At 49.9% G+C, this 26,743-nt stretch carries 28 protein-coding genes; 16 read left to right on the top strand and 12 right to left on the bottom strand.

Features of this window, described 5'->3' with window-relative positions; all coding sequences use genetic code 11:
* Positions 1–53 precede the first annotated feature (53 nt).
* On the top strand, positions 54–1,109 hold the full coding sequence (locus ACMYSL_RS16370; RefSeq protein ID WP_434659095.1) for an AbrB family transcriptional regulator: 1,056 nt from the start codon (positions 54–56) through the stop codon (positions 1,107–1,109).
* A gap of 43 nt (positions 1,110–1,152) precedes the next feature.
* Here the strand turns inward: ACMYSL_RS16370 and tpx are convergent, their stop codons facing one another.
* Positions 1,153–1,659 carry a thiol peroxidase gene (gene tpx, locus ACMYSL_RS16365; RefSeq protein ID WP_139538013.1) on the bottom strand — a complete coding sequence of 169 codons (507 nt, stop codon included), beginning with the start codon at positions 1,657–1,659 and terminating at the stop codon, positions 1,153–1,155.
* 101 nt (positions 1,660–1,760) lie between these two features.
* Here tpx and ycjG point away from each other — a divergent pair, with 101 nt between their 5' ends.
* On the top strand, positions 1,761–2,726 hold the full coding sequence (ycjG, locus tag ACMYSL_RS16360) for an L-Ala-D/L-Glu epimerase (protein WP_434659094.1): 966 nt from the start codon (positions 1,761–1,763) through the stop codon (positions 2,724–2,726).
* Here ycjG and mpaA read toward each other — a convergent pair.
* Positions 2,717–3,430: a murein tripeptide amidase MpaA gene (gene mpaA, locus ACMYSL_RS16355; protein WP_182238196.1), complete on the bottom strand. Its 714-nt coding sequence runs from the start codon at positions 3,428–3,430 to the stop codon at positions 2,717–2,719. The two genes, ycjG and mpaA, sit on opposite strands and share 10 nt — an antisense overlap.
* Positions 3,431–3,618: 188 nt before the next feature.
* Here mpaA and ACMYSL_RS16350 point away from each other — a divergent pair, with 188 nt between their 5' ends.
* On the top strand, positions 3,619–5,235 hold the full coding sequence (locus ACMYSL_RS16350) for a peptide ABC transporter substrate-binding protein (RefSeq protein ID WP_434659093.1): 1,617 nt from the start codon (positions 3,619–3,621) through the stop codon (positions 5,233–5,235).
* 299 nt (positions 5,236–5,534) lie between these two features.
* Here ACMYSL_RS16350 and ACMYSL_RS16345 read toward each other — a convergent pair whose 3' ends face one another.
* Positions 5,535–6,101 (bottom strand): DJ-1/PfpI family protein, encoded by a 567-nt coding sequence (locus ACMYSL_RS16345; protein WP_304260932.1) that lies wholly within the window; start codon positions 6,099–6,101, stop codon positions 5,535–5,537.
* 314 nt (positions 6,102–6,415) lie between these two features.
* On the opposite strand from ACMYSL_RS16345, the gene cspE reads away from it, so the two are divergent.
* From cspE to ACMYSL_RS16325, 4 genes are all read left to right on the top strand, one after another.
* A complete protein-coding gene (gene cspE / locus ACMYSL_RS16340) occupies positions 6,416–6,631 on the top strand; it encodes a transcription antiterminator/RNA stability regulator CspE (protein ID WP_110273456.1) in 216 nt (71 codons plus the stop codon).
* A 435-nt stretch (positions 6,632–7,066) separates the two neighbouring features.
* Positions 7,067–7,255 carry a cold shock small protein YmcF gene (gene ymcF, locus ACMYSL_RS16335; RefSeq protein ID WP_142514262.1) on the top strand — a complete coding sequence of 63 codons (189 nt, stop codon included), beginning with the start codon at positions 7,067–7,069 and terminating at the stop codon, positions 7,253–7,255.
* A gap of 295 nt (positions 7,256–7,550) precedes the next feature.
* Positions 7,551–8,180, top strand: a complete 630-nt coding sequence (locus ACMYSL_RS16330; RefSeq protein ID WP_182238200.1) for a helix-turn-helix domain-containing protein — start codon at positions 7,551–7,553, stop codon at positions 8,178–8,180.
* Between the two features lie 125 nt (positions 8,181–8,305).
* Positions 8,306–8,887, top strand: coding sequence for an outer membrane beta-barrel protein (locus tag ACMYSL_RS16325; RefSeq protein WP_181482472.1), 582 nt, complete (start codon positions 8,306–8,308; stop codon positions 8,885–8,887).
* A 50-nt stretch (positions 8,888–8,937) separates the two neighbouring features.
* On the opposite strand, the gene ACMYSL_RS16320 is transcribed toward ACMYSL_RS16325, so the two are convergent.
* The 4 genes from ACMYSL_RS16320 to ACMYSL_RS16305 all read right to left on the bottom strand — a co-directional run bounded on the left by ACMYSL_RS16320 (position 8,938) and on the right by ACMYSL_RS16305 (position 10,512).
* Positions 8,938–9,321 carry a hypothetical protein gene (locus ACMYSL_RS16320; protein WP_182238202.1) on the bottom strand — a complete coding sequence of 128 codons (384 nt, stop codon included), beginning with the start codon at positions 9,319–9,321 and terminating at the stop codon, positions 8,938–8,940.
* 152 nt (positions 9,322–9,473) lie between these two features.
* Entirely contained in the window at positions 9,474–9,788 is a 315-nt protein-coding gene (locus ACMYSL_RS16315) for a PTS sugar transporter subunit IIB (protein ID WP_434659092.1), read from the bottom strand.
* Positions 9,789–9,957: 169 nt separating this feature from the next.
* Positions 9,958–10,149: a hypothetical protein gene (locus tag ACMYSL_RS16310; RefSeq protein ID WP_434659091.1), complete on the bottom strand. Its 192-nt coding sequence runs from the start codon at positions 10,147–10,149 to the stop codon at positions 9,958–9,960.
* 168 nt (positions 10,150–10,317) lie between these two features.
* Positions 10,318–10,512, bottom strand: a complete 195-nt coding sequence (locus ACMYSL_RS16305) for a hypothetical protein (protein ID WP_110273449.1) — start codon at positions 10,510–10,512, stop codon at positions 10,318–10,320.
* 287 nt (positions 10,513–10,799) lie between these two features.
* Here ACMYSL_RS16305 and umuD point away from each other — a divergent pair, with 287 nt between their 5' ends.
* A complete protein-coding gene (umuD, locus tag ACMYSL_RS16300) occupies positions 10,800–11,222 on the top strand; it encodes a translesion error-prone DNA polymerase V autoproteolytic subunit (RefSeq protein WP_181482470.1) in 423 nt (140 codons plus the stop codon).
* Positions 11,222–12,487 carry a translesion error-prone DNA polymerase V subunit UmuC gene (gene umuC / locus ACMYSL_RS16295; protein WP_434659090.1) on the top strand — a complete coding sequence of 422 codons (1,266 nt, stop codon included), beginning with the start codon at positions 11,222–11,224 and terminating at the stop codon, positions 12,485–12,487. The genes umuD and umuC overlap by 1 nt, the downstream gene beginning before the upstream one ends.
* Positions 12,488–12,660: 173 nt before the next feature.
* On the opposite strand, the gene ACMYSL_RS16290 is transcribed toward umuC, so the two are convergent.
* From ACMYSL_RS16290 to ACMYSL_RS16280, 3 genes are all read right to left on the bottom strand, one after another.
* Positions 12,661–13,752, bottom strand: coding sequence for an oxidoreductase (locus ACMYSL_RS16290; protein ID WP_434659089.1), 1,092 nt, complete (start codon positions 13,750–13,752; stop codon positions 12,661–12,663).
* Positions 13,745–14,488, bottom strand: coding sequence for a DeoR/GlpR family DNA-binding transcription regulator (locus tag ACMYSL_RS16285; protein WP_181482467.1), 744 nt, complete (start codon positions 14,486–14,488; stop codon positions 13,745–13,747). The genes ACMYSL_RS16290 and ACMYSL_RS16285 overlap by 8 nt, the downstream gene beginning before the upstream one ends.
* A 79-nt stretch (positions 14,489–14,567) precedes the next feature.
* A complete protein-coding gene (locus tag ACMYSL_RS16280; protein ID WP_434659088.1) occupies positions 14,568–15,656 on the bottom strand; it encodes a YncE family protein in 1,089 nt (362 codons plus the stop codon).
* Between the two features lie 405 nt (positions 15,657–16,061).
* Between ACMYSL_RS16280 and fhuE the strand changes: the two genes are divergently transcribed.
* On the top strand, positions 16,062–18,227 hold the full coding sequence (gene fhuE / locus ACMYSL_RS16275) for a ferric-rhodotorulic acid/ferric-coprogen receptor FhuE (protein ID WP_434659087.1): 2,166 nt from the start codon (positions 16,062–16,064) through the stop codon (positions 18,225–18,227).
* A 55-nt stretch (positions 18,228–18,282) separates the two neighbouring features.
* On the opposite strand, the gene ACMYSL_RS16270 is transcribed toward fhuE, so the two are convergent.
* The gene (locus ACMYSL_RS16270) at positions 18,283–18,819 is read right to left on the bottom strand and encodes a helix-turn-helix domain-containing protein (protein ID WP_434659086.1); all 537 of its coding nucleotides are present in this window, start codon (positions 18,817–18,819) and stop codon (positions 18,283–18,285) included.
* 179 nt (positions 18,820–18,998) lie between these two features.
* Positions 18,999–19,628, bottom strand: a complete 630-nt coding sequence (locus tag ACMYSL_RS16265; protein ID WP_434659085.1) for a helix-turn-helix domain-containing protein — start codon at positions 19,626–19,628, stop codon at positions 18,999–19,001.
* 419 nt (positions 19,629–20,047) lie between these two features.
* Here ACMYSL_RS16265 and ACMYSL_RS16260 point away from each other — a divergent pair, with 419 nt between their 5' ends.
* From ACMYSL_RS16260 to ACMYSL_RS16235, 6 genes are all read left to right on the top strand, one after another.
* Complete coding sequence (locus ACMYSL_RS16260) at positions 20,048–20,578, top strand: fimbrial protein (RefSeq protein ID WP_182238218.1); 531 nt, start codon at positions 20,048–20,050, stop codon at positions 20,576–20,578.
* Between the two features lie 53 nt (positions 20,579–20,631).
* On the top strand, positions 20,632–21,309 hold the full coding sequence (locus ACMYSL_RS16255) for a fimbrial biogenesis chaperone (RefSeq protein ID WP_434659084.1): 678 nt from the start codon (positions 20,632–20,634) through the stop codon (positions 21,307–21,309).
* Between the two features lie 64 nt (positions 21,310–21,373).
* A complete protein-coding gene (locus ACMYSL_RS16250) occupies positions 21,374–23,905 on the top strand; it encodes a fimbria/pilus outer membrane usher protein (RefSeq protein WP_434659083.1) in 2,532 nt (843 codons plus the stop codon).
* 157 nt (positions 23,906–24,062) lie between these two features.
* Positions 24,063–24,995 (top strand): fimbrial protein, encoded by a 933-nt coding sequence (locus tag ACMYSL_RS16245; protein ID WP_434659082.1) that lies wholly within the window; start codon positions 24,063–24,065, stop codon positions 24,993–24,995.
* 8 nt (positions 24,996–25,003) lie between these two features.
* Positions 25,004–25,522: a fimbrial protein gene (locus tag ACMYSL_RS16240; protein WP_142514275.1), complete on the top strand. Its 519-nt coding sequence runs from the start codon at positions 25,004–25,006 to the stop codon at positions 25,520–25,522.
* Between the two features lie 182 nt (positions 25,523–25,704).
* Positions 25,705–26,307, top strand: a complete 603-nt coding sequence (locus ACMYSL_RS16235; RefSeq protein WP_434659081.1) for a helix-turn-helix transcriptional regulator — start codon at positions 25,705–25,707, stop codon at positions 26,305–26,307.
* Positions 26,308–26,743 lie beyond the last annotated feature (436 nt).

Below are 26,743 nucleotides of genomic sequence, written 5' to 3'. Positions count from 1 at the left end.
TAGCATGATCTTGTATATACTCCGCTTTTACTCTTTTTCTCTCAGGAATACGCATGTGGATTTCGCGTAGTCACTTCTTTCAGTGGATGAAATTGCTGGCGCTCTCCGGTGCGCTCTCCTTTATTCTGTTCTGGTTTCATCTCCCCGCAGCGCTGCTGCTGGGGCCGATGATTGCCGGGATTACTCTTAGCCTTCGCGGCGCAGAAATTCGCGTACCCCGCCCGTTTTTTATTGCTGCCCAGGCGATTATTGGCTGCATGATTGCCCGCAGCCTCACGCCCTCGATCTTTGGCGTTCTGTTGGCAAACTGGGCGCTGGTGCTGCTGATTCTTTTTTCCACGCTCGCCATTAGCGCGCTGGCAGGATGGCTGTTGGTGCGTTATAGCGCGTTACCTGGTGCCACCGGCGCGTGGGGAAGCTCGCCGGGCGGCGCGTCGGCGATGGTGGTTATGGCTCAGGATTACGGTGCCGATGTTCGGCTGGTGGCGTTGATGCAGTACCTGCGGGTGCTGTTCGTCGCCGGGGCCGCGGCGCTGGTCGTTCGCGTCGCTCTCGGCGGCGATGCTCAGGAGATGACCCAGCAGGTTATCTGGTTTCCTCCGATAAGCTGGCAGCTTCCGCTCACGCTATTATTGACCGCGGCGGCAGGGTGGCTGGGTCTGCGGTTGCGCTTTCCGTCGGGGGCGATGCTCTTTCCGATGTTGCTCGGCGCGCTGGTGCAGGGAGAGGGCTGGCTGGTACTCGAACTCCCGGAATGGCTGTTGGCGCTGGCCTATGCCGCCATTGGCTGGAGCGTTGGTCTAAAGTTTAATAAACAGATTTTCTTGCTGGCGCTGAAAACCTTACCGCAGATCCTGGCGTCGATTGTTGGCTTGATTCTGTTGTGTGCGCTGATGGCTTTTGGATTAACGCAGGTTCTGCCGCTGGATTTTATGACTGCTTATCTGGCAACCAGTCCCGGCGGGCTGGATACGGTGGCGATTATTGCTGCAGGTACGCGGGCGGATATGTCTTTTATAATGGCGATGCAGACGCTGCGTCTGTTCACCATCTTGCTGACCGGTCCGGCGATTGCACGTTTTATCTCCCGCTATGCGGCGCGGGAATAAAAAAGCCCCCGATCAACGAGGGCTCAAGGTGCTAGCTGTGTTATTACGCTTTCAGCGCGGCCAGAGCGGCGTCGTAGTCCGGCTCTTCGGTGATTTCATTCACCAGTTGGCTGTAAACAACCTGGTCGTTTTCATCAATGACGACCACAGCGCGCGCCGCCAGACCGGCCAGCGGGCCTGCGGAGATAGCGACACCGTAGTCGGCCAGGAACTGCGCGCCGCGCAGGGTGGACAGCGTGACAACGTTGTTCAGGCCTTCAGCGCCGCAGAAGCGAGACTGGGCGAACGGCAGGTCGGCGGAGATGCACAGCACTACGGTGTTGTCCAGTTCAGACGCCAGTTGGTTAAACTTACGTACCGATGCCGCGCAAACGCCGGTATCGATGCTTGGGAAAATGTTCAGCACTTTACGTTTGCCTGCGAACTGGCTCAGCGCGACGTCAGAGAGATCTTTGGCGACCAGCGTAAACGGCTGCGCTTTAGCGCCTGCCTGCGGAATGGTGCCTTGAACAGAAACGGGGTTGCCCTGGAAATGCACGGTTTGTGACATGGTTATCTTCCTGTTTACATATAGTTAACGTTCTGGCTAGTGTATGACATCAGTCATCAGCACGGCAAATCCTTTTAATATTTACCTGCGAGGTTCAGGGAATGCGAAATCTGCGAGTCTATGAAGAAGCCTGGCCGTTACATACTCCTTTTGTGATCGCCCGCGGCAGCCGCAGCGAGGCCAAAGTGGTGGTGGTGGAGATCGAAGAAAATGGCGTGAAAGGCGTGGGGGAATGCACGCCTTACCCCCGCTACGGCGAGAGTATCGCCTCGGTGATGGCGCAGATTATGACGATTGGCGAACAGATTGAACGCGGCATCTCGCGTGAGCAGATCCAAAACCTGCTCCCCCCGGGAGCCGCGCGTAATGCCGTCGATTGCGCGCTCTGGGATTGGCAAGCGCGCAGTGCGGGTAAGAGCATTGCTCAGCAGTCAGGCGTAATGCTGCCCAACCGGGTGGTCACCGCGCAAACGGTGGTCATTGGTACGCCAGAGCAGATGGCAGCCAGCGCGGCAGCGCTGTGGCAGAAAGGGGCCACGTTGCTGAAAGTGAAGCTAGATGATCATCTGATTAGCGAACGGCTGATAGCGATTCGCGAAGCGGTGCCGCAGGCGACGTTAATTGTTGATGCTAACGAGGCATGGCGTAGCGATGGTCTGGCTGAGCGTTGTCAGCTTCTGGCGGATATCGGCGTGGCGATGCTGGAGCAGCCGCTTCCGGCGGGGGACGATGCGGCGCTGGAGAATTTTATTCATCCGTTGCCTGTTTGTGCTGATGAAAGCTGCCATACCCGCGACAGCCTCGCGGCGTTACGTGGTCGCTACGAAATGGTCAATATTAAACTCGATAAGACCGGCGGCCTGACCGAAGCGTTGCTGTTGGCGGAGGAGGCGGAGCGACAGGGATTTGCGCGGATGCTGGGCTGTATGCTGTGTACCTCGCGAGCCATTAGCGCCGCGTTGCCACTGGTGCCGCTGGCCCGTTTTGCCGATCTTGATGGCCCAACCTGGCTGGCGGTCGATGTTGAGCCGGCGCTGCATTTCAGCACCGGCGTACTTCATCTTTGAGGATGCCAGTGCAGCAGGTTAATCATTGCCGACAGGTATTTGTCCGTGGCCTCGTCGGCGGATATTGGCGGAAATTCGGCGGTAATGCACGGCAGGCCGATATCGGCGCACCAGCTGCCAAAGGAGCCGGGCGTTTCATAGCCGACGCTGCCCACCAGCGGCAAAGTAAAGGCATCGGCGAGCCAGCGTCCCAGCTCGCTGTGGCCGGGATCTTCAATGCAGGCCAGCGGATCGTGAAATGAAACGACCCAGGCGGGATGGATCTGGTGGATCAGCTCGCACAGCGCCTGGGTTTCTGGCTCTGAACCGGGCTTTTCGCCAGTGAGCAGAACCACATCACGCTGCTCTGCCGCGCTGTTCCAGCGGTAAACCGTTTCGCCTTCCTTCCAGTTCGCCGCCGGAAAATTTCGGTTCAGGTCGATTCCACGTGCGTTGGCGCGTAACCCTAGCTGACAGCCGTCGGGATTCACCGCCAGCACCACATGATGACGGCGCAGCTCCGGTTTGAGCGTGCGTAACGCGCAGGAGAGGGTGACGATTGATGAGTTTTCATCGCCGTGGGTGCCGGCAAGAATTAAACCGCTGCGGCTATCGGCCAGCGGTGCAGGGAACCACAGCAGCGGTGCGCCGAGATGAGACTGGCCGTAGCGCTGGGTTCCCGGCGGAAAAGCGCCGCGTTGAGGGCGAGGACGAGAAACGGGCATAGGGCATCCTGTTATCAGGTTATTTTGAGCAGTGTTGTGTAAAACCGTCCCGGAATCAAACAGTTTCCTGCGATCGAGAAATCAGCATATATGTCAATTTTCTATCACAAGCTGTTTGCAATTTCAGGTGATGAAACAAATAATTATCGCACTGCCAGCTCTGGTTTTTTTATTTTAAAGGGGATCTTATGAAGTATCCTGTCACATTGACATGCGGCGCGCTGTGGTTAGCCAGCGTCTCTTCTCTTGCCTGGGCGGCGGATGTCCCTCCGGGCACCGTATTAGCTGAAAAACAGATGCTGGTGCGGCACATTAAAGATGAACCCGCCACATTAGATCCCGCTAAAGCCGTGGGCCTGCCAGAAATTCAGGTGATCCGCGATCTCTTTGAAGGTTTAGTCAATCAGGATGCGAAAGGCAACCTGATTCCTGGCGTGGCGACTCGCTGGCAGAGCAATGATAACCGCGTCTGGACCTTCACCCTGCGTGACAACGCCCGCTGGTCTGACGGCACGCCGGTGACGGCAGAGGATTTTGTCTATAGCTGGCGGCGGCTGGTGGACCCAAAAACGACTTCGCCATTCGCCTGGTTTGCCGCTCTGGCGGGCATCAGCAACGCGCAAAATATTATTGATGGTAAAGCTGCGCCGGATAGCCTCGGCGTCACCGCGGTGGATGCGCGGACCCTGCGCGTGCAGCTGGATAAACCGCTGCCGTGGTTCAGCAATCTGGCGGCCAGTTTCGCCTTTTATCCTGTGCAGAAAGCCAATGTGGAAAGCGGTGATAACTGGACGCGCCCGGGTAATCTGGTCGGTAACGGCGCGTATGTTTTAAAAGATCGCGTGGTGAATGAAAAGCTGGTGGTGGTTCCCAATACGCACTATTGGGATAACGCCAAAACTGTTATTCAGCAGGTTACGTTTGTGCCGATCAACCAGGAATCGGCGGCGACCAAGCGCTATCTGGCGGGCGATATCGATATCACTGAGTCATTCCCGAAAAACCTGTATCAGAAGCTGCTGAAGGACATCCCGGGACAGGTCTATACCCCGCCGCAGCTGGGGACTTATTACTATGCGTTTAACACGCAGAAGGGGCCAACTGCCGATGAGCGCGTGCGCCTGGCGCTGAGCATGACGATTGACCGTCGTCTGATGGCAGAGAAAATTCTGGGAACCGGCGAGAAACCGGCCTGGCGCTTTACCCCGGATGTCACAGCAGGCTTCACTCCGCAGCCGGTGCAAATAGAGAGTATGAGTCAGGCCGAGCTGAATGCTCAGGCGAAAGCGCTGCTGCAGGCGGCGGGCTACGGCCCAAACCGCCCGCTGAAGCTGACTCTGCTGTATAACACCTCGGAAAATCATCAGAAAATCGCTATCGCGGTGGCGTCGATGTGGAAGAAAAACCTTGGCGTTGATGTGAAGCTGCAAAATCAGGAGTGGAAGACCTATATCGACAGTCGAAATACCGGGAATTTCGATGTGATCCGCGCCTCGTGGGTAGGGGATTACAACGAACCGTCGACTTTCCTGTCGCTACTGACCTCAACCCACAGCGGCAATATTTCCCGCTTTAACGATCCGGCCTATGACAAGATCCTGACCCAGGCAGCGCTGGAAAACTCGGAAAAAGCGCGTAACGATGATTACAACTCAGCGGAAAAAATCATTATGGCGAAAGCGCCTATCGCGCCGATTTATCAATACACCAACGGGCGTCTGATTAAACCGTGGTTGAAAGGATATCCGATAACCAACCCGGAAGATGTGGCATACAGCCGCACGATGTATATCGAGAAGCACTGATGACAAACCAGTTTTAAAGATTGTGCTCGCGTTTCTGCCGGGCGTCGGCTGACGCCTTGCCCGGCCTACAAAACCCACAATATCAATAAATTGTGCATTTTTCGTAGGCCCGGTAAGGCGCTAGCCGCCACTGGGCAATTCCAGCCAGGTGCACTTTGTCAGCAATCTGAAGCACTGATAAGTGCACCACCGTAAAACCCGCAACTGGCGCTGTTTTCAGCGCCAGCCTGTCTTTTCTGATTATCTCTTGTCGTCACCTGGTCACGTTCGTTTTATTCAACAGGAGGACTGTAGCGTTGTTACTGCTGCAACAATTCGGCAAATTTCGCCAGCCATTGCGGGTGCGCTGGCCAGGCAGGGGCGGTGACCAAATTGCCATCGACGTGCGCCTGATCGATGCCGATGTCGGCATAATGACCACCGCTGAGCCGTACTTCCGGTGCACAGGCCGGGTAGGCGCTGCAGGTGCGTCCTTTTAGTATCCCTGCTGCGGCCAGCAGTTGGGGACCGTGGCAAACTGCGGCAATCGGTTTACGTGCAGCATCAAACGCCTGTACCAGTTTGAGTACTTCATCATTCAATCGTAGGTATTCAGGCGCGCGTCCACCGGGGATCAGCAGAGCGTCATAATCCTGTTCCTTCGCTGCGCTGAAATCGGCGTTGAGAATAAAACGATGACCAGGCTTCTCGCTATAAGTCTGGGCACCGTCAAAATCATGTATTGCAGTCATAATGTAGTCGCCTGTGATTTTGTCAGGGCAGACTGCATCAACCTGATGACCAATCATCTGCAATGCCTGAAATGGCACCATCGTTTCGTAGTCTTCAGCATAATCGCCGACCAGCATTAGAATTTTCTTACTCATCATAACCACTCCCATGTGAATTAGGTGTCTAAGATATAGCCTGGTAGAAGAGGGAATGCGAACCGTAGTTGGCGCAATATTGCCAGCTGAACAGAGTCTCTATAAAAATAAAGCTTGCTATCAATTGTTATCTGTGCGATCAATAGGGGGTTGGTTTGGTACACAGACCTAAAAATAAAGCGGTTTAGTAAAGCAGTTCTCATCTCAAGCGTTATCCATAGATAATCCTTTTTTCGAGCCTCCTTATCGTTATTAATTAAATTCTGTGATGCGAACTTTTTCGCCGTAAGGCGCTGATTATTGAGGTAATATTTATGTCTGAGAAGATGACTGGTTTAGTAAAATGGTTTAACGAAAGCAAAGGTTTTGGTTTTATTTCTCCACTGGATGGCAGTAAGGATGTCTTTGTACATTTTTCTGCACTTCAGGGTGATGGTTTCAAAACCTTATTTGAAGGGCAGAAAGTTGATTTCTCTATCGAGAATGGCGCCAAAGGTCCTGCTGCTGCAAATGTCATTTTGCGCGATTAATAATTTTCTAAAATCTTTTGAACCTGCGACAACGATGACGGTCTAAGCCCGAGTAGACAGGTTTACAAGAGAGTAGTAAAGGGTATATTGAAGCAGACGGTGCCAGTGTACCCATTTAAAATGATCGAAAGTGTATGAGAGATACGACATCCCGAATACACTTAATATTTCTGTATTAAATTTTACTTAACGTTACGTGCCGAAGGCACATTAAAAAACAAACAACATCCAAAAGATCGCTGGTGCAGTATAGATTTTAATCCGAAGAGTTTCGGGTTTATCTTTAAGAATTAATGACAATGATGTCTTTGTTATTATCGACCATTCAGAACAATGCTTTTTGCGTTGTCATTGAAAACCAGGAAAGCGTTTTCAGTTGAATATGGCTAAATGTCCCTGCGGTAGTGAATGTTGTAGCAAATAGAGGCTAACATCATGACTGACCACATTCATTTCAGGTGCCCATGCTGTCATGGGTCACAGTACAGAACATCGGCTTACGATGTGTCTGCAACAAATCCGTTTGGCGCGAAATGTATCTTTTGTAAATCTTCAATGATTACACTCGATAACATCGCCATACATATTTCTAAAAACTCAGCATCGCTGGAGTTAAGGAAATAAATCGGCCCCGAAAGGGGCCTTTTGACGTCTATAGTGCCATATCTTTTTCCGTCTCGATTAGTCATTAATTCCTTGTAATACACCAATCAGCTCCACACCCAAGTGTAACTTTCTGTATTTATTTGTGTTTTTTATGGTCGAATTTCCTGCGCCTGGCTTTTGGGGTTGTTTAAATTTAAATACAATCGTGGTTTTTTATTTTGTCCTGATATGAGTAAATACTGAGTTGCGCAATTTTTACGAAAACATTATGACGTTCTATAATTGTGCTGATTGAAACTTATCAGGTATTTCTATGCACATTTTACCACCTGTTCGCCCGGAAGAGAGTATCCAACGCTTGACGGCACTGCTGGAGCCGATTGCCGAAAAAATGAAAGTAGTGCCGCGGAAACGCATCACCTGGACGCACAAAAATCAACCTCAGTTGTACCTTTTTCAGGAAGGCGAGCTTTCGATACTCAGGGCATCAGACGGCCTGCTAATTGTCACCGTTTACAACCCACATCTGTTTGGCATCGCTGAAATGATCCAGCCGGTGCGCGGCCATCAATTGCGGGCGGAAACTGAATCGACAATCCTGCGCGTCGATGCGCAAAAAGCGATGGAGGCCTTTCGTCAGCACGGCGTATGGGAAGATGTCGCCTCATTGTTGTCGTATCATACGGCCTATCTTTTTTATCGTGATGCCCTAGTGGTACAGCAACGAACCTATGCCGTCATTCGCAATCATTTAATAGAAATGAGCCTGCTCCCGGAGGGAGCTCGAATGCGCGTATCTATTCTTGATTATATTCAGGAACGCACACATTTATCCCGAAGTAGTGTATTAAATGTGCTTTCTGCGTTAAAAAGTGGTAACTACATCGTTTTTAAACGCGGTGGTTATTTGATTGAATTGAATAATTTACCTGAGCGTTTTTAGGTTGGTTGGTTTGTCCAAAATTAAATAATAAAGCGGTTATCATTGCTGCATTTATATTCTATTGTAGGCCCACTTAATTCTTAAGTATCTCATTTATTCGACAACGGGTCGACACCAGGATTTTTATGAAAAAGACGCTTATTACGTTAATTATTGCTAATGCTTTTACCGCGACCACTGCTTTTGCTGCTGCGCAGGAGGGAACCTGGTATGCGGGTTCTAAATTTGGCTGGTCGCATTATGGTGACTCAAGCTCCGATCATTCTGTCGATGTAGACCGTGATAACGTCGGCGGCGGTGTGTTTACCGGTTATCAGATTAACCCGTGGCTGGCGGTAGAAGGTGGGTATGATTATTTAGGTAATATGGGGATCAACGGTCGCCATGGTGCATCCGGTTCGCAGATGAAAAGTCAGGGATTGCAGCTCTCATTGAAAGCCAGCTACGGCCTGACCAGCGATTGGGATCTCTATGGCCGCGCAGGGCTGATGGGCTATCGCGCGGAGTCTGACGTGAATGGCCATAACCGTTTTGATACCGGCGTGCGTCCGGTGGTGGCGATTGGTACTGAGTATGCCTTTAACAACAATTGGTCGGGGCGTCTGGAGTATCAGTGGGTTAACAATGTGGGCAACGAAAACCAGATTGGCATGAGCAGCGATGTGAGCTCCGTGATGGCTGGCGTCAGCTATCGATTTGGTCAGTAAATTCAACGGCCTGGAAAGAGCCCCCTTATTGCTAATAAGGGGGCTCTTTTTTATCCCTGAGTGAGTGATTGCAGAGAGTCGTTCATCTTCTGTAACCCGGCGATATTCTGCTCTTTCAGATAGTAGTTATTCATTAAGCGCATTTGATCCAATTTTGTCAGCGAAGCATAAACCCGATACGTCTGGCTATGGACATCAAAAATATCGTTAGTTTTCACATCTAACAGATAATCTGTTTTTAAACTGAATGATACATTATCAATGATTTGCTTATTTTTCTGATGCAGCATCGTTGTCGCAACCGGGTCGCTGGCTATTGGATTGTTTTGCACGACGGGGATGTGTAACGCATCTATTTTAGTTAAGGTTTTGGGAGGCTGTGAACTACAGGCCGTTAGCATTGTAGCCAGCATAACAAGGGAGAGCTTACGCATGGTATTTCCTGGTATAAATAATGGTCATGCTTATTATCTTTTTTACCTGGAACTCTGCGAGAGATTATTTGTTTAATTTAAAATTATAAGCGTGCGGGTGGTGGAAGGAACCCGTGATTTCACGGGTTCTGCATAGCGCATACTAAACCACATTATGTTAGTGATTGAGGAATCGTACTCATTGCGAACGTGAGGATTTTCTCACCATCAAATGATGCGTAAGGCAAACTTTCGATCACTGCAATTTCTTGTTCCGAATTCAATGAGTTCATGAATTCTGGGATCTTATATTGAATATGCGGAGCGATCAAAACGCCGTCATAGGCAGGTGCTACGCTAAAGAAATTCTCAACACCAACGGCACTGATTAAGAGATCTAAACTCTGAGTATCGGCTATTTTTTGCATTTTTCTGGCAATAATTCCTGCCGTTTCGCCGAACAGGCAACATATTAATAACTTTTTCACAATTTAATCCTCGGTGAGATACCGAAGCTACATTATTCCTCCATGGCTGATGAAAATGCGCGATACGTCAATATTCTAATACTAATTGATTAGACGGCATCTTCACTATCACAGAAGCCAGAAACAAAAGCTTCTGTGATGTTGTGAATGATCGGATATGGCTATTGGGTTACTTTTTTTTGCGTGAAATCACGAAGCGATCGTCAACGCGCGTGAGCTTTGCTCCATTGGTACAGTGCTCAATGGCAAAATTAAAAAACTCATCAGAGTCGAGTTCAAAATCCAGTTCGATTTTAATGGCTTCACTGGATTGCAGAAGTTGCTTTGCCTGTTCCAAATCACTGGCCTTGACTATTCCCATCTCTTCACCTCGTTTTAGCGCTGGTGGCGTCCGGGCTTCATCTTACGGCCTAAGTTTTACAATCATGCGACACTGGCGTTTTATTTCTGCGAGATAAGTTTTTCGGCCTTACGTAACACGATCACCATCGCTTCAGGAGACCCGATAGCGATGGTAGCCAGTGCAATCTTAATCAACGTTAGTGAAGTAGTCTCGTGCGACTGCCTCAACGTTCTTTGCATCAATGCCCGTCTTCTCCGTGATCGAGGCAATGAACGGCTTGAACTTCTCTGTCATCACATGGCCACCGTCCCAATGAGCGACGTAGAAGCGGCACTGATAGCGATAAAAGTGGAGAGTGGTGTCTCCTAACGTGTAATACATAAGAATCTCCCGTTCAGTATGTCGGATGGATCGCCACAATTTGTGAGCAAAGAGCCGATTGGCAAATTCTATCCTCCTCCCAATTGACCGAAATTTCCAGAGAGCAATACAAACCATCGGGAATACGTATAGGGGCCCCTACACAATATCGACGATATGATTAGCGTACGGATGCTAAATTCTCCACAACTTCAATGTGTTCACGTTAATGCCCTGCATGTGGCTTGATTAACGCCATTGAAGTATTGATACTGTATATAAATACAGTATATGCAGGTGAGTTTATCATGATGTTCTACAAGCCGGTTGAATTGCGTCAGGTCATATCAATACCGTTGTTTAGCGATCTTGTCCCGTGTGGGTTTCCCAGCCCGGCGCAGGATTATATTGAGAAGGGGATTGATCTCAACGAGCTTTGTATCAGCCATCCTGCGGCGACCTATTTTGTGATGGCGACAGGCATGTCGATGGTTGATGCCGGTATTTATGAGGGTTCGCTACTGGTGGTGGATCGCAGCCTGAAAGCAACGCATGGCGATATCATCATTGCCTCGTTGGCCGGTGAATACACGGTCAAACGCCTCTGCACGCATCCCGTGATGCAATTGATGCCGATGAACCCTGATTTTCCTCCGATTGAACTACACGATGGTGGTGAAGAGCTGGAGATTTTTGGCGTCGTCACGTTCAGCATTAATCGGTTTCGCTAATGTTTGCCCTGGTAGATGTGAATTCATTTTACGCCAGCTGTGAAATGGCCTTTCGCCCCGATTTGCGCGGGCGTCCGGTGGTGGTATTAAGCAATAATGATGGCTGCGTGATTGCCCGAAATAGCGAAGCTAAACGGCTTGAGATCCCCATGGGCGCGCCGTATTTCAAAGTGAAATCTCAGTTTGAGCGTTACCAGATCGCGGTATTTAGCAGTAACTACGCACTGTATGGCGATATGTCGCACCGTGTAATGACCCTTCTTGAAGAGCTGGCCCCATCAGTTCACCAATATTCCATTGATGAAGCATTTGTGAATCTCACCGGGCTTAATCGTCCAGGGGAACTCGAGGCATTTGGTCGCCACGTGCGAACGACATTACTCCAGTGCACTGGCTTGACGGTAGGTGTGGGAATTGGGCCGACTAAAACACTGGCTAAGCTGGCTAATTATGCAGCGAAAAGATGGCCGCAAACCGGAGGCGTTGTTGATCTCTCTTTGTTGGCCAGGCAGCGAAAACTGCTGGCTCAGGTTGAGGTCAGCGAGATCTGGGGCGTTGGTCGACGAATAGCGAAAAAGCTCAATGATATGGGCATTAAAACGGCGCTTCAGCTTGCTGAAACGCCCGCGTCGCTTATCAGAAAACATTTTAGCGTCGTGCTGGAGCGCACAGTGCGAGAGTTGTGCGGCGAGCCTTGTCTTGAACCGGAAGAGTTTATGCCGACGAGGCAGCAAATCATCTGCTCGCGTTCGTTTAGCCAAAAGGTGAGCGAATATGAACCGATGCGTGAAGCAATATGCAGCCATGCGGTTCGCGCCGCCGAGAAGCTCCGTGCAGATCATCAATATTGCCGCTATGTTTCCGCCTTTATTAAAACCAGCCCGTTTGCAGGTAATGAAGTCTATTATGGTAAAGATGCCGGGACCAAAATCCAGATCCCAACGCAGGATAGCCGGGATATCGTCGCTGCGGCGATAAAGTGTCTGGATGCCATCTGGCGGGAGGGGTATCGGTTTCAAAAGTGTGGCGTAATGCTGGGCGACTTCTTTAGCCAGGGGGTGGCTCAGTTGAGCTTGTTTGATGACTATCGGCCGCGAGCCAATAGCGAGCAGCTCATGACGGTACTCGATCACGTTAACCAACGAGGAAAAGGGCGTCTCTGGTTTGCCGCTCAGGGAATAGAGCGTGCTTGGGAGATGAAGCGAAACATGCTATCTCCGGCCTACACCACCCGTTTTAGCGATCTGATGCGGGTGAAACTGTAGACCGGATAGATTCCCCGAAGACGGCGCTGAAGCGCCTGTAACGACGGGGCATAATGTCGACACGGCGTGGCGGTTTCCCGGAGGCGCTGCTGCGCACCTGTCCTGGCTACCGGTCCGTACTGGCTGTGGTTTTTATTGCTTGCCCGGCGATTTCCCTGGTTACAGAACCTTGCTTATTTTAGGCCAGCCAGCTCATCGGCGGTCAGCGCTAAAGTTTGCGTCATCCCGCTCTCGGCAGATTGCACCGCGGCTTCCAGTACTGCCATCACGGCGAGCGCTTCTAATGGTGATACCGGGTTGTTGATTTTCCCGGTCAGCGCATCACGGACGTGAATATAGTACTGACGCTGGTCGCCCTGCGGTGTACTGATTTCCTGGGTTTGGAGATCGGCATCGTAAACCACCAGACTATCGTCGTCGTGGCCCCAATCTTCGCTGCCAGGAACCACACCTGCCAGTAATTGACTCTCCTGCTGGTCCGCTTTTTGTTTGACCACGCTGCCTTTATCGCCATGAATGGTAAAGCGCGATACGCCGCCGGCCACCAGCATGCTGCAGTGCAGAATCACTTTATGCTGCGGATAATTCAGCACCACATGCGCCCAATCGTTAATTTGCGCACCATCGCGCAGGGTCGCGATATTTCCCTGTACGGATTGCGGCAGGCCAAACAGCTGCAGCGCCTGGTCAATCATATGCGGGCCTAAATCAAACCACAGGCCGCTGCCCGGCACATTCTGCTCGCGCCAGCGAACGCGGACTTCCGGGCGGAAGCGGTCGAAATGCGATTCAAAATGTTTAACCTTACCGATAAGTCCCTGCTCGATAACCTGCTTAACGCCGAGATAATCACTGTCCCAGCGGCGGTTATGGAACACCGACAGCACTCGCTGTTTCTCTTGCGCAAGCGCAATCAGCTCGCGGGCTTCCTGCATATCGAGCGTAAACGGTTTGTCGACCACCACGTGCTTACCAGAGTTTAAGGCCAGCCGGGCGAGCGGGGCGTGGGTCGCGTTTGGGGAGGCAATGACCACCAGATCGATATCCGGATGCTGAATAGCCTCTTCAGGTGAGGCAATTACGGTCACATTCGGCAAATCGCGCTTCACTTTTTCTTCATCGCGGGAAGCGACAATCGCCAGATTCAGGCCGTCAACGGATTGGATCAGCGGCGCATGGAAGGTTTTGCCGACAAAACCATAGCCAATCAGGGCGATATTGATGTTCTTAGCGTTATTCATAAGCGTCTCCGCGTCATTACGCATCAGCGATGTTGAGGTGTATTGAGCCGTTATCCTTCAACTCTTTCCACGGACGGTCGAGAAAGAGCTGATGGATATCGGTGAGTTCAGCGACCAGCCAGGGTTCGCAGTGGTTCAGTTTCATATGGTCGGCGACCAGCCAGTGTTCAGCGCTGGCCGCCAGCATGGCGCGCTTCACCTGGGCATCGGCTTCCTGGCTGGCGCTCAGGCCAAGTTCGGCATGAAGCGCGCAGGCGCCAAGAATGGCGATATCCGCACGATAGCGTTCGAGCAGCGACAGGGTGGCGTGACCGGCAAACAGGCGCTGTTGCATATCCCATTTTCCACCCAGCAGAATAAGCTGAATATCCGGGCGATCGCTGAAGTGCTGGGCAATGTCCAGAGAATGGGTAATGACCGTCATGGGGCCGGTTACCTGGCTCGCGACGGCCAGTACCGTGCTGCCTGCGTCAAGAAACAGAGTCGATCCGCTGGGGATCTTCTCAGCCACCATTTTGCCCAGGCGCTGTTTGGTATCCGCGAGCAGAGCGTTTCTGCTTTGGCGGTTCATCAACGAGAGATTCAGGGCGATAGCGCCGCCGTGATTCTTCTGTGCGAGGCCCTGTTTTTCGAGATCGGTAAGGTCGCGGCGCAGGGTATCCGCAGAAACCTGCAGCTTATCTACCAGCTCGCTGATAGTGACTTCACCCTTTTCGCTAAGAATATCAAGCAGGTATTTTTGCCTGGCCGTTTTATGCATCTTTTAAATTCCGCAAAATGCTGCAATAACTCGCATAATACAGCATTTTGCGGCAAAAGAAATCGGGATGATGCGGAGGTTAGTTCAGCGCAATGCGCGCCACGCTGTCAGGGCCTTTGGTTGTGTTATCCTCGTTGAAATCCTGCTTGATGGTGACGTAAAGCGTGTTGCCGTCAGGAGAAATCAGCAGGCTGTTCGGATGGCTATCGAAAGACCATGTATTTTTCAGCGCATAGCTGGTGGCGTCGAGTTGTAATACCTTTTTCGACTCGCGCTGGCTGATATAAATTTCATTGCGTTTGGCGTTGAATTTGATCCCCAGCGCATCACCCTCAAGACGTTTAATCACTTTGCCCGTACGCTCATCAAACACCAGCGTCGTTTTCGCTTTTGAATCGTCAGTCACGAACAGGCGGCCAGTCGCCGGATCTTCCGCCATGTTGAGGAACAGGTACTCTTTGCCGTCGCCCGGAGTCCAGCGTTTTTCAATTTTATTGGTGGCCGGATTAATCACCAGAATTTCGCCGCCGCCGTTAGCCGCATAGATGCGTTTGGTTAGCGGAGAGTAGATGATCCCGGTCACCCATTTGCCGGCTTTTTCAATCTGGGTTTTCAAAGTCATGGTTTTCGCGTCAACCACGGAAATGTAGCCGGGATCGGTCACGCGGCCGATGTAGAGTTGATTGTCGTGAAACAGAACTTCCCGCGCGCCAACGGGATCTCCATCTTTGTCCTTGCCCTCGAACATCAGGCGTTGCAGTACTTTCCCACTATGGGCATCCACTTTTGACACGCCGCCGTCCAGCGAGTTAGTGGTGTAGAAAACCTGACCGTTATCATCGACCGCCATACCAAAGTTTTTGAGATCGGTATGGGTTTCGACCGTGGTGGTCAGCGTTGTCGGGTCAAGTCGGTAGAGCATGCCGCCGTTAACGTCTTTGAACCCCTGAGCGCTGGCAACAAACAGGGCATTTTGCCCAGGTATCAGAGCCAACTCATATAAACCATCCCCCAGTTGACGCTGGACCAGAGGTGATGTGGTTTTTTGGTGGACGGCGGCAGTGGCTGGTGGCGATGTCTCTGCCATGGCCTGCAACGTGGTCAGGGTCAATGCCGTAACCAGCGCAGCGGAAAGCGTGGTTTTATGCGGGCTGAACAACGATTTCATTCTGAACTCCATCATTGGGTTTACGTGCTCTAAGGCAGAGCAACGTCGCTAAAACAAGAATGAGAATCATAATCATTTGTTTGGGTTGAGCAAATTGGCTAACGGAGTGGGAGGGGGGAGAGCGCTGATTTCTAAGACCCTGGATGGGTATTTTTCAGCGGTAGTGAGTGGGAATGCGGGGTGGGGAGAGGCTAATACATTGATTTGATGTAAGTATACATTTCCTTACAGTTAACTTACAAAACACTATGAGTTTAATAAAACAAATAATTATCATTTCCATTCTCAATTGTTGCTGTTTCACGTTATTTGTGGCGCTAAACCTCATGGAATAGAGGGCTATTTCATCAGCGCTGCCGGCGCAACAGCTGCATTCACAAGAATAATTCCTGATGGAAAAAAGTTATGTTTCTCAATGGCAAGGGAAGTTCAGGGCACGCATCCATAAACAAAATAGTAAAACCGTTCACCGTTTCGCTGCTGGCGTTGGCCGTACACGCGTTTATTCACCCTGCCCAGGCAGCAGAAAATACTCAGCAGAATATGGTGGTGTACGGCAGTACTGAAAATACCGCGGATGACCCGCAGGATTACGCCGCGAAAACCACGCGTGCGGGCACCAAAATGCTGCTGGCACCGCGTGATGTGCCGCAGTCTGTCAGCATCGTTACCCAGCAGCGTATGAAGGATCAAAACCTGCAAACTATCGATGATGTACTGACCAACGCGACCGGCGTGTCATCGCAGGAAATCGACAGCGAACGTTCGTATTACTACTCTCGCGGCTTTGAAATCACCAGTTTCTCCTACGACGATATCCCCACCTCGCTGGGCGATGCGTGGAATTACGGCGATGCGGCGGAAGATACCGCTATTTACGATCGTATTGAAATTGTACGTGGCGCAACCGGGCTGATGACCGGAGCAGGCGATCCCGGCGCGACGGTGAATATGGTGCGCAAAAAAGCCGACAGCAAAACTGTAACCGGCAACGTCAGCGCCAGTTACGGGAGCTGGAACAAGCAGCGCTATGTCGGCGATTTCTCGACACCACTCAACGCCGACGGCAGCGTACGCGGACGGGTGATTGCTGGTTATCAGGATCAGGATAGCTGGCTGGATCGCTATCATAAGACCAAAAAGTTTCTTTACGGCGTCGTGGATGCAGATTTAACGGACAGGACAACGTTGTCGCTGGGCTGGGATTACCAAAAAACCAATACCGGTAATCCAACGTGGGGCGGGCTACCGAGCCTGTATAGCGACGGCTCGCGCACCCATTATGATCGCAGCACCAATACGGCAGCCGACTGGACGCGCTACGCTGTCGAATCGCGCAAGGTGTTTGCCAATCTGACCCACGACTGGGATAACGGCTGGTCATTGCGTTTCAACGGTACTCATGGCGAGCAGACGTTTAACGACACCTTGCTGTACGTGATGGGTAACCCCGATGCGACCACCGGTGAAGGTACCACCGGCTGGGGCAGTAAAGACCGCGGCAAACGGACCCTTGACTCTTTTGATACCTACGCCAGCGGGCCGTTTAATTTATTTGGCCGCCAGCATCAGCTTATGGCCGGGGCCAGCTACAGCCGACAGCACAACGCGAGCTATAGCCAGGATGGGCCGATGGATAGCGACCAGATGGGCATCTTTAATAACAACTGGAACGGCAGCGTCGCTCAGCCGGAATGGGGTGACTGGTATCTTAATGCCGATGATATTGTGCGGCAGAAATCAGCCTATACCGCCGCGCGTTTCTCTCTGGCCGATCCGCTGTCGCTCATTCTTGGCGCTCGCTATACGCAGTACAGCGCTAACGGCAGCAGTGGCGATATGCGCAAATACAACATGACGCCATACGGCGGCGTGGTCTACGACATCACGGAAAGTTTGTCGGCCTACGCCAGCTATACGTCAATATTCTCGCCACAAACTAAACGATCCGCTGATGGGGCATGGCTGTCGCCAATCACCGGCAAGAACTACGAAACCGGGCTAAAAGCCGACTGGATGGATAGCCGATTAACCACCAACTTCGCCATTTTCCGCATCGAGCAGGAGAACGCGTCGGAAGCCATCAGCGGGGTCTTTGTCAATGGCTCCAGCGAACAGGCTTATCGCGCGACAAAAGGCGCGGTGAGTAAGGGGGCGGAGTTTGAAGTTAATGGCGCGGTGACGGACAACATGCAAATGACCTTCAGCGCCACCCGCTACGTCGCTACTGATAGCAGCGGCCGCTACAACAGTTTCGCCCCGCAAACACAGCTCAAACTGTTTACCCGCTACCGTGTTCCGGTGCTGCCTGAACTGACCGTCGGCGGCGGTGCAACCTGGCAAAATCGGGTTTATAAGGATGTGACCGGCCCGGATGGTGAAACGCAGCGTCTGTATCAGGGCAGCTATCCGCTGGTTAACCTGTTTGCGCAATACCAGTTAACGAAGCAACTGACCGTGCAGGCGAACGTCAATAACTTGTTCGATCGTGAATATTACTCGTATCTGGATGATTCGGCGGTTTATGGCGAACCCCGTAACGTTTCGGTGAATATGAACTACACGTTTTGAAAATTTGCCCAGCCGATACTGACTATCTGCAAAGGTGGGTAACCTGGTTGGGCGTTTAAAAGCGGGTGGGTAAATGGTGAATGGCGATCAGTTTGCCATTTTCCAACTGGATATAGTTGCCCTTTTTAAGCTCAGCCAGCATTTTCATAATACTGCTGCGTGATAATCGGGTGCGGTCAAGAATGTACTGATAAGCAGCGGTACTGGCACGAATTTCGTCAGCTTCCTGAATGAGCATCAGTAACTGATAGCGTAAAATATCAAAGCTGGTAGGTGCCGTCAGCATTTCGTTATAAATGAAAAGCTTGTTAGTCACGAACATGACGTGTTTAGCTAAAAGATCCCAAACTTGTTTTTCTTCAACCAACGCCATTACTTGCTCATAAGGAAGGGTGGCGATTTCAGATTCCGTCATCGTACGTAGATGAAGATGTTCGGATAACGGTACGGTAAAACCCAATGCCAGTGGGGCGGAGAGAATACCGAGCGAGAATGCATCTTCATTACGAGCGAGCAGAAGACTCCCTTTGCGTACAAAATGGCACAGTGGCTCTGCGCTGCGGCGAAAAAAAAGTTTGCGGCCTTTAGCCATCGTGCGGAAATCCTCATCGCAAGTCACCGCGGCAAGAAGACGCGTTAGATGCGGGGAGGGAATTTTGATATCGGTGTGACGATCGTGCGCTGTCATAGATTTTTCTGGTTAATCTGATATGACATTAAATCTAGCAGAACATTGTCGTTGGACAACATAATGCCCGTTGAGAGAAAACGTTAGTACTTCATCGGGATGCCCTGTTTTATCTGTAAAAGAATGCCTCGCTCGGTCGTAATGTAGCTCCCCTTTTTTAGTTCAGCGAGGATCTTCATAATGCTGCTGCGAGAAAGAAACGTACGCGACTGGATATAATTTGCCGCCGTAATAGTGTGGCGAATTTCCTCGGATTCCTGCATCAATTCATACAGCTGAGAACGTATAATCGCGTACGAAGTTGGTGCCGAAATGCGCGTGCAGTGATCGTAAACCCTTCCCGCTGTGTAAATTAACAGATGTGACAGACTCTCCCATAAATCTCTTTCGGCAATAATTGTGTTTGCTGTAAATAAAGACAGGCAGGCAATGCGGGAAGGCTCCATCGTTTGCATATAAAGATAGTCAGCAGCCGCAAGCTGATTGCTTAAACCAAAAACATAAGGAGCTGATTCCGAGTTCATCATGAAGCCATCTCGGGTGCGAAAAAGGGCAATACTTCCCGAAAGCAACAAGTAACATTTGCGGGAGCTATCATTCTCATAGTTAATTTTTTGTCTTGTATATGTTTCAAATATGTTGGATTCAGGTTTGAGTTGGTTGATCAGGTTTTCAATATGCTGATTAGGTTTAAAGGTTAAAGCATTGTACATACTTGTTTTCACTGTTTTTATACCGTCAGATACGTTTAACTCTCTGCTGGGAGAACGTTGTGCATGAATATGCCGATTCATTTGAGACCGAAATTATGTGCCAATATGTAGCAGGGAGTGAATATCCCTGTCGGTGTAAAATTACACCGAAAAATCACTTGAGTTGATGTGTGTATTTATATCAATATTTAAAGCAGTAGTAATGATGTTGGGTTTTTTAATATTGATTCATTACGGGTTGATATCTCCTGTTTAATGTTTTTTATGGTAAGCATATTCTCATGCGTTACCTCCGACATAATGACTATTTACATACTAATATGATGAAGTAATGGAATTTCTGTGAAATATGAACTGATGAGACATACATCTAATGTTTTATTCACAGGAATATACTTAACCAAGTAAGGAGTATCACAATGAATAATAAAATAATGATCGCCGCATTCGCCGTTAGCGCCGCTTTGTCCGCAGTAAACGTTTATGCTGCTGACGGTACAATCAACTTCACCGGTGAAATTATTGACCAGGCCTGTACTGTTGATATCGGCAGTGGCAACACGATGACCGTTGACCTTGGTCGCGTAGCCCGGACTTCTTTCCAGAGTACAGGAGATGAGTCTGATTCAACGAAGTTCACGATTAAATTAATCAACTGCCCAGCTTCCGTTAGCTCGGCGAAAGTGAAATTCGATGGCGCGAATGACTTAAGCAATAGTGATTTGTTGGCTGTGACTCAGGGGGCTGCCGCGGCAACGGGGGTCGCCGTCAAATTGATGACAGCGGATAAAAGCCTGCAGGGCCTGAACCAGGTCAATAGCTATAGCTATCCGCTGGTCACAACGGCTGATAACAACCTCGATTTCTATGCGTCCTACCAGGCAACTCAGGCGGTTGTTACCGCCGGTACGGCTAACGCAGTAGCTAACTTTACCGTTAACTATAACTAATTCTTTAGCGTCAAACGGGGCCGATATTCGGCCCTTACTGTCCGGAGTATTCAATGAAGTTTTTTACTGGCGTCATGATGAGCACGCTGTTAATGGCAACTATCACCTCAATATCTTACGCAGGGGTGATTATCGGCGGGACGCGCGTCATTTACGCGGGTGATAAAAAAGAGGCATCATTAAGTATTACGAACCCTGACGATTTACCCTATCTGATCCAATCCTGGATAGAGCCGCCATCCACCAGTGGAGGTAAAGCGCCTTTTATTATTACGCCACCGTTGTATCGGCTGGATAAAAAACAGCAAAACGTTATGCGCATCGTACTGACCGGAAATTTAGCGCAGGATAAAGAATCTATGTTCTGGCTGAATATTAAGTCTATTCCGTCTGTCGCACCTCGGGATAACACTTTACAGGTGGCTGTCAAAACAAGAATAAAACTCATTTATCGTCCCTCCGCTCTAAATAAATCAGGCCCGGAAGAACAGGCGGATAAATTGAAATGGCAAAGAACGGGTGATCGCATTCTGGTGACCAATTCAACGCCTTACTATATGAATTTTAATGAAATAAAAGTGGGGGCGTCAAAAATTGATGATGTGACATTTGTCGCACCTGGTTCAACCAGTTCGTACAGGTTGCCCTCCGGCGGAACCTCGACACAGGTTGAATTCAAAATTATTAATGACTATGGCGGAATTGGAGTGACGCATGTCGCCAGGTTATAAATAAAATGATCAGACGATAGCGGAAATAAAAATGATAAAAGCTATCGCAAGGGAGTTAATGCTAATGAAAGCACTGAAGCAAATATCTATATATTATCCTTCATTCATGGCGGTTTGGATCTCGCTGGTATCGTCATCAATGTGGAATAGTGCGCAGGGCCGTGATTTCTTTAACTCGGCACTTCTTGAAATTGATAATCCCGCGATGAAAGGGGCCGATCTTTCGGCGTTTGAAAGCGGCGCTCAGGCACCGGGTACCTATCATGTTGATGTGATTATTAATGATAGTCAGGTTGATACTCGGGATATTGTGTTTTATACCGTCAAAGACGGAGGCGGGGAGGTGGTGCTTGAACCCTGCCTGACGGTTGAACAGCTGCGGAGCTATGGTGTGAAAACGGCACAATTCCCCGCTTTGTCAGGAAAAGGAGAGTGTGCAAATCTCTCTGCAATACCGCAGGCCAGTTCTGAGTTTCTATTTAATACGCAAAAACTACGGTTAAGTGTTCCACAAGCGGCGCTATCACCGGTAGCCCGAGGTTATGTTTCTCCGGAACTCTGGGATGAAGGAATTAATGCCGTCATGCTGAACTATATGTTCAGCGGAGCTAACAATTGGGCGCGCAATCAGGATAAAAACAGCAACAATCAATATGCCAATTTGCGTCCCGGTATTAATGTTGGCCCATGGCGCCTGCGTAACTATACGACCTGGAATCGAGACAGCCAGGGAACGAATAAGTGGGACACGGTTTATAGTTATGCGCAGCGTAATATTATTGCGTTAAAAGCGCAGCTAACGCTGGGTGATAGTACGGCACCCGCCGATATTTTCGATAGCATGCCGTTTCGTGGTGGCCAGTTAGCTTCCGATGATGACATGCTGCCGGAGTCGATGAGCGGCTATGCGCCGGTGGTCCGCGGGATTGCGAGGACTCACGCGCAGGTGATTATTCGTCAAAATAGCTACGTTATTTATCAAAACTATGTTGCACCGGGCGCGTTTGAAATTAGTGATATGTATTCCACCGGCGGCTCTGGCGATCTGAATGTCACAATTAAAGAAGCTGATGGCAGCGAGCAGAATTTTACCGTTCCCTATGCTTCGCTGCCGTTATTACAGCGCGAAGGACGAATCAAATATGCTCTTACCGCCGGGCAGTACCGTTCTTATGATAGCCAAGTCGATAAAACACCTTTTGGCCAGATGACGGGAATTTTGGGGCTGGCTGGCGGATTAACGATCTATGGCGGCTTACAGGAGTCATCGAAATATCAGTCTATTGCCGGCGGACTAGGGAAGAATCTCGGAGAGGTCGGGGCGATATCCAGCGATGTGACGCAGGCCTGGTCGCATCCTCAAGGGCAAGAAAAGCAATCCGGTCAGTCGTGGCGAATGCGCTATAGCAAAAATATCGTGGCAACCGGGACCAACTTCGCGATTGCGGGCTATCGCTACTCCACCGGTGGTTATTACGGCATGCAGGAGGTTCTGGATTCCTGGGGCAATAGCAATGCGCTGCGTGAACAGCGGCGCAATAGAATGGAAGTGACGCTGAGCCAGGCGCTGGGCGAACGTGCCGGTTCATTTATGATGAGCGCGGTGCGCGAAGATTACTGGCGCACCAACCGTTCCGCCTCTTCGGTTAGCGCTGGTTATAACAACTCCTGGCAAGGGATTAGCTATGGAATTAACTGGACGTGGAGCAAAAATGGTGGAACCTCTGGCGGGCGAACCCAGGACTCGCAGAGTTCAGAGCAGATTATTTCACTCAACATCAGCATACCGTTACAGCGCTTTGCCAGCAGCGCCTGGGCAAATTATGCCCTCAATACCAGTAAGAATGGCGGAACAACGCACACCGTCGGAATAAATGGCATGGCTCTGGAAGGAAACGCGCTGAACTGGAGCGTTCAGCAGGGCTATGGTACTGATGATGTCGGTTACAACGGCAGCGCAAACGCTGACTATCGGGGAACCTACAGCGAAGTGACGACGGGGTTCAGTTACGACCAAAACAGTGAACGGCTGAATTATGGTCTGGCGGGAGGCATCCTGGCTCATGCTGATGGTGTCACGCTATCGCAACCGTTGGGCGAAACGAATGTCCTGGTGAAAGCCCCGGGCGCAACTGGCGTGGGGGTTAATAATCAGAATGGTGCGAAAACGGATTTTCGCGGATATACCGTGACAAATAACGTTTCACCTTACCGTAAGAATGATATTGGTCTGAATACTGCTACGTTACCGGATAACGTTGATCTGGATATTACTAATAAAACCGTCATTCCGACGCGTGGCGCGGTGGTGCGAGCAGACTATGTTGCCAACGTGGGAATGCGGGCATTGTTGACGCTCAAACAAATTAACCAGCAGCCCGTGCCATTTGGCGCGCTGGTCAGCCTCAAAGGAAATGAGGGGCGTAGCGCCATCCTTGATGAAGGAGGGCAGGTTTATCTGACGGGATTGCCGCCGCAAGGTGAGTTAATTGTTGTCTGGGGACAAGATAATTCGCAGTGCTGCCGGGTGAATTATTCATTGGCTGGAGAGAGTAGCGTCAGCGGAATCAGCATGGCAGAGTTTACCTGTCATTAAGTTTTATACCCTAAATAGTTCGAGTTTCAGGCAGGCGGCAAGCAAGAGAGTCCCGATGAGCTTACTCAAGTAAGTGATTCGGGTGAACGCGCGTAGCCAACGCACATGCAACTTGAAGTATGACGGGTATATTGGCCTGAAGTCGATGAGTATTTCTATGGATAAATTAATACGCTTTATTATTTTTATATTAAGCTTTACGGCTTTTACCTGCCCGGCGGTAACTTGTGAGGTATTACTTGCACAGATAAATACCGTCGGTTTTGGTACGGTTAATGTCCAGCGTGATACCCCTCCGGGGGCGACTATTGCTTCAACGGTATCGCCGGGCTATGCGCAAGCTAGAATTACTTCTGATACCGGGGAATCTTGCCCAGGGAATTATTCTATGGTGTATTTGTCTGGTATCGAGTCGTCAATTAGTGGGGTCTATAAAACAAATCTGGATGGCGTAGGGATAAAAATTAACGGTATGCCCGGCGATTTTAGTTTACCTCCGGTGACGCCGAATTATGTTTTTCATCTTGGTTATTATACGGTGTCGCTGGTGAAAACAGGAAATATAACGCCTGGTTTGTTAACGCCGGGATTAATTGCCCAGGCCTGGTTTGGCACTCCGGGAAGTTACTTTACGAAAATATCATTGGATGCAAACTCACAAGTAAATGTGCTCAGTTGCTCTATTTCGAGCCAGGTATTGAATTTTGATCTGGGTTCCGTCAGTGCCGCAGAATTTGGCTCTGCAGCTGGGTTTACACCTTCACATACGGACACGCAGAATTTAGGGCTTAACTGCAATCCGGGTGTCAATATTAACGTTGAGCTTAAAGGCGTACAAAACCCTGATGCCAGTGCTAATGCCAGCGTATTGGCATTAACCGGGCAGGGGGGAGATAACGTCGCAGATGGCGTCGGAGTGCAACTGCTTTATAACAATGTCCCGATACAGTTAAACAATCGACTGATGTTAAAACAGTCACCTGGCGGGCTGGAAAGCTTCCCGATTATGGCGCGCTATTACCAAACTAAATCGCTGGTGAAAGCAGGCGAGGCAAATACCACTGCAACGCTGGATATGACTTATCAGTAGGAGGGGAAATGATAACTAAGTTAAAATATTTGCTCCCGGGTCTGATCTTTATTTCCGCTACAGCTTTCGGGGGCGATCCGGTTGCGTTGAATATCAAAGGTAAGATTGTTGCAGCACCTTGCCAGATCAGCAGCGATAGTATCGCAAGAACCGTCCCGTTGACGGGCGCTCAGGGTGTTCAGTCCTCATCTCTGTATACGCCGGGTTCAGCCACAGACTGGGTCTTCTTTGATTTTAATATTGAACGCTGCCCGGCGGGAACGGTAAAAGCCACGATGCAGTTATCCGGCAATGCCGATAGCGCCGGGCCGGATGATCTCTACCAGAATGCTGGCAGCGCAGGCAATATAGCGATTCAGCTGCAAACAGCGGACGGCCAGCCGTTAGGGAAAGATAAAACAGTCAGCGGCATTATTATCAATAATGAGTATCGCTACCATCTACGTGCCCGAGCATTTAGTTCGCAAGGGAACGTTACACCTGGAACAATTAGTGCGGTGGTTACTGCGACGTTTACCTGGCAATAAAGGATTGTCATGCTTTTCTGTATGCTTTTTTGTAAAACGGCAGTCGCTGTTATTTCAGTGACAACAATCGTCTGGTTGATGCTCGATATACTATCACCTATAAATTAGAGATCGAAGTGACGATATTGAATATTTTCATCAAAAATGATAACTACTTTTTTAGGGTAGGGTTTAGTAAGTTAATGGAAAGTCTCTTTCCCGATGTGTTATTTAATATGCACGTAATAAACGATGTTGATAATGAGGTCATCGTTGATGCTGATATTATGGCGCTGAATTTGTGCCGGGGAGAAGAGTTTGTTTGCCACCCGGAATTATTGAATCGCCGGGTGGGTTTACTTATCGGTTTGGTTGATAAGCGGTTCATGCGTCCGGGAGGGGCTTTGCCATTATGTCTGCAGAATATGGTCTTTATTCAGCAGGATGAACAGATAAATCGAATTATGACAAAAATAAAACGGATTCACCTGCTGATGCAAGCGCCATCGATGGATAAACCTGATGTGCGGTGTTGTGAATGTCGTCATCGGAAACTTTCCCCACAGCAGAAAAAAGTTGCCGCAGCATTACATGAAGGTCTGCCGGTAAGTGATATCGCGCGAAAACTCGCGCTTTGCACTAAGACGGTCTTCTCCCATAAAAGAATAATTATGTCTAAATTCAATTTACGCAATGATTTGGACCTTTTGCTGCTGCTGAAATATTTGCAAATGAAAGATTGTTTAGACATACGCGTTGAATATAACCAAAATAATTCGAGTTGCAGGAAGGCGGCGACGCAGTGACAAATTCGTCGGGAACGAATTTGACCAGTCAAAGACTGGCCTCCGGTGAGAGGCAGGAGCCTCTCATTAATCCCCAGGAGCTTACTGAAGTAAGTGACTGGGGTGAGCGAGGAAAGCCAACGCACAAGCAACTTGAAGTATGACGGGTATAAACTTGCAAAATACACATTCTCATCTATCTTTGTTGTGCTTACGACTATGGAGGATTAAAGCATGTGTACCCATTTGCACGATAACGCTCGTCAGTACGCAGAAGAGAAAAAATGAACGGCTCCCGCTAGCCTGCCATCCCGCCAGCCTGTTTTTTGGCGGTGGCTTATAACGCGGGTTAGGCACAGCATCGCAAAGCACATCCACAACCCGCCGACGGCGGGTTCTTTTTTCCTCCCCTCCGTTTTACCAGCGAATTCAGCAGCATGCCTTGATTAACTCTTGC

This window comes from Klebsiella sp. MISC125 (assembly GCF_051131775.1).
In the GTDB taxonomy this organism is placed as follows: domain Bacteria; phylum Pseudomonadota; class Gammaproteobacteria; order Enterobacterales; family Enterobacteriaceae; genus Klebsiella.
This window is presented reverse-complemented; position numbering and strand designations above follow the sequence as displayed.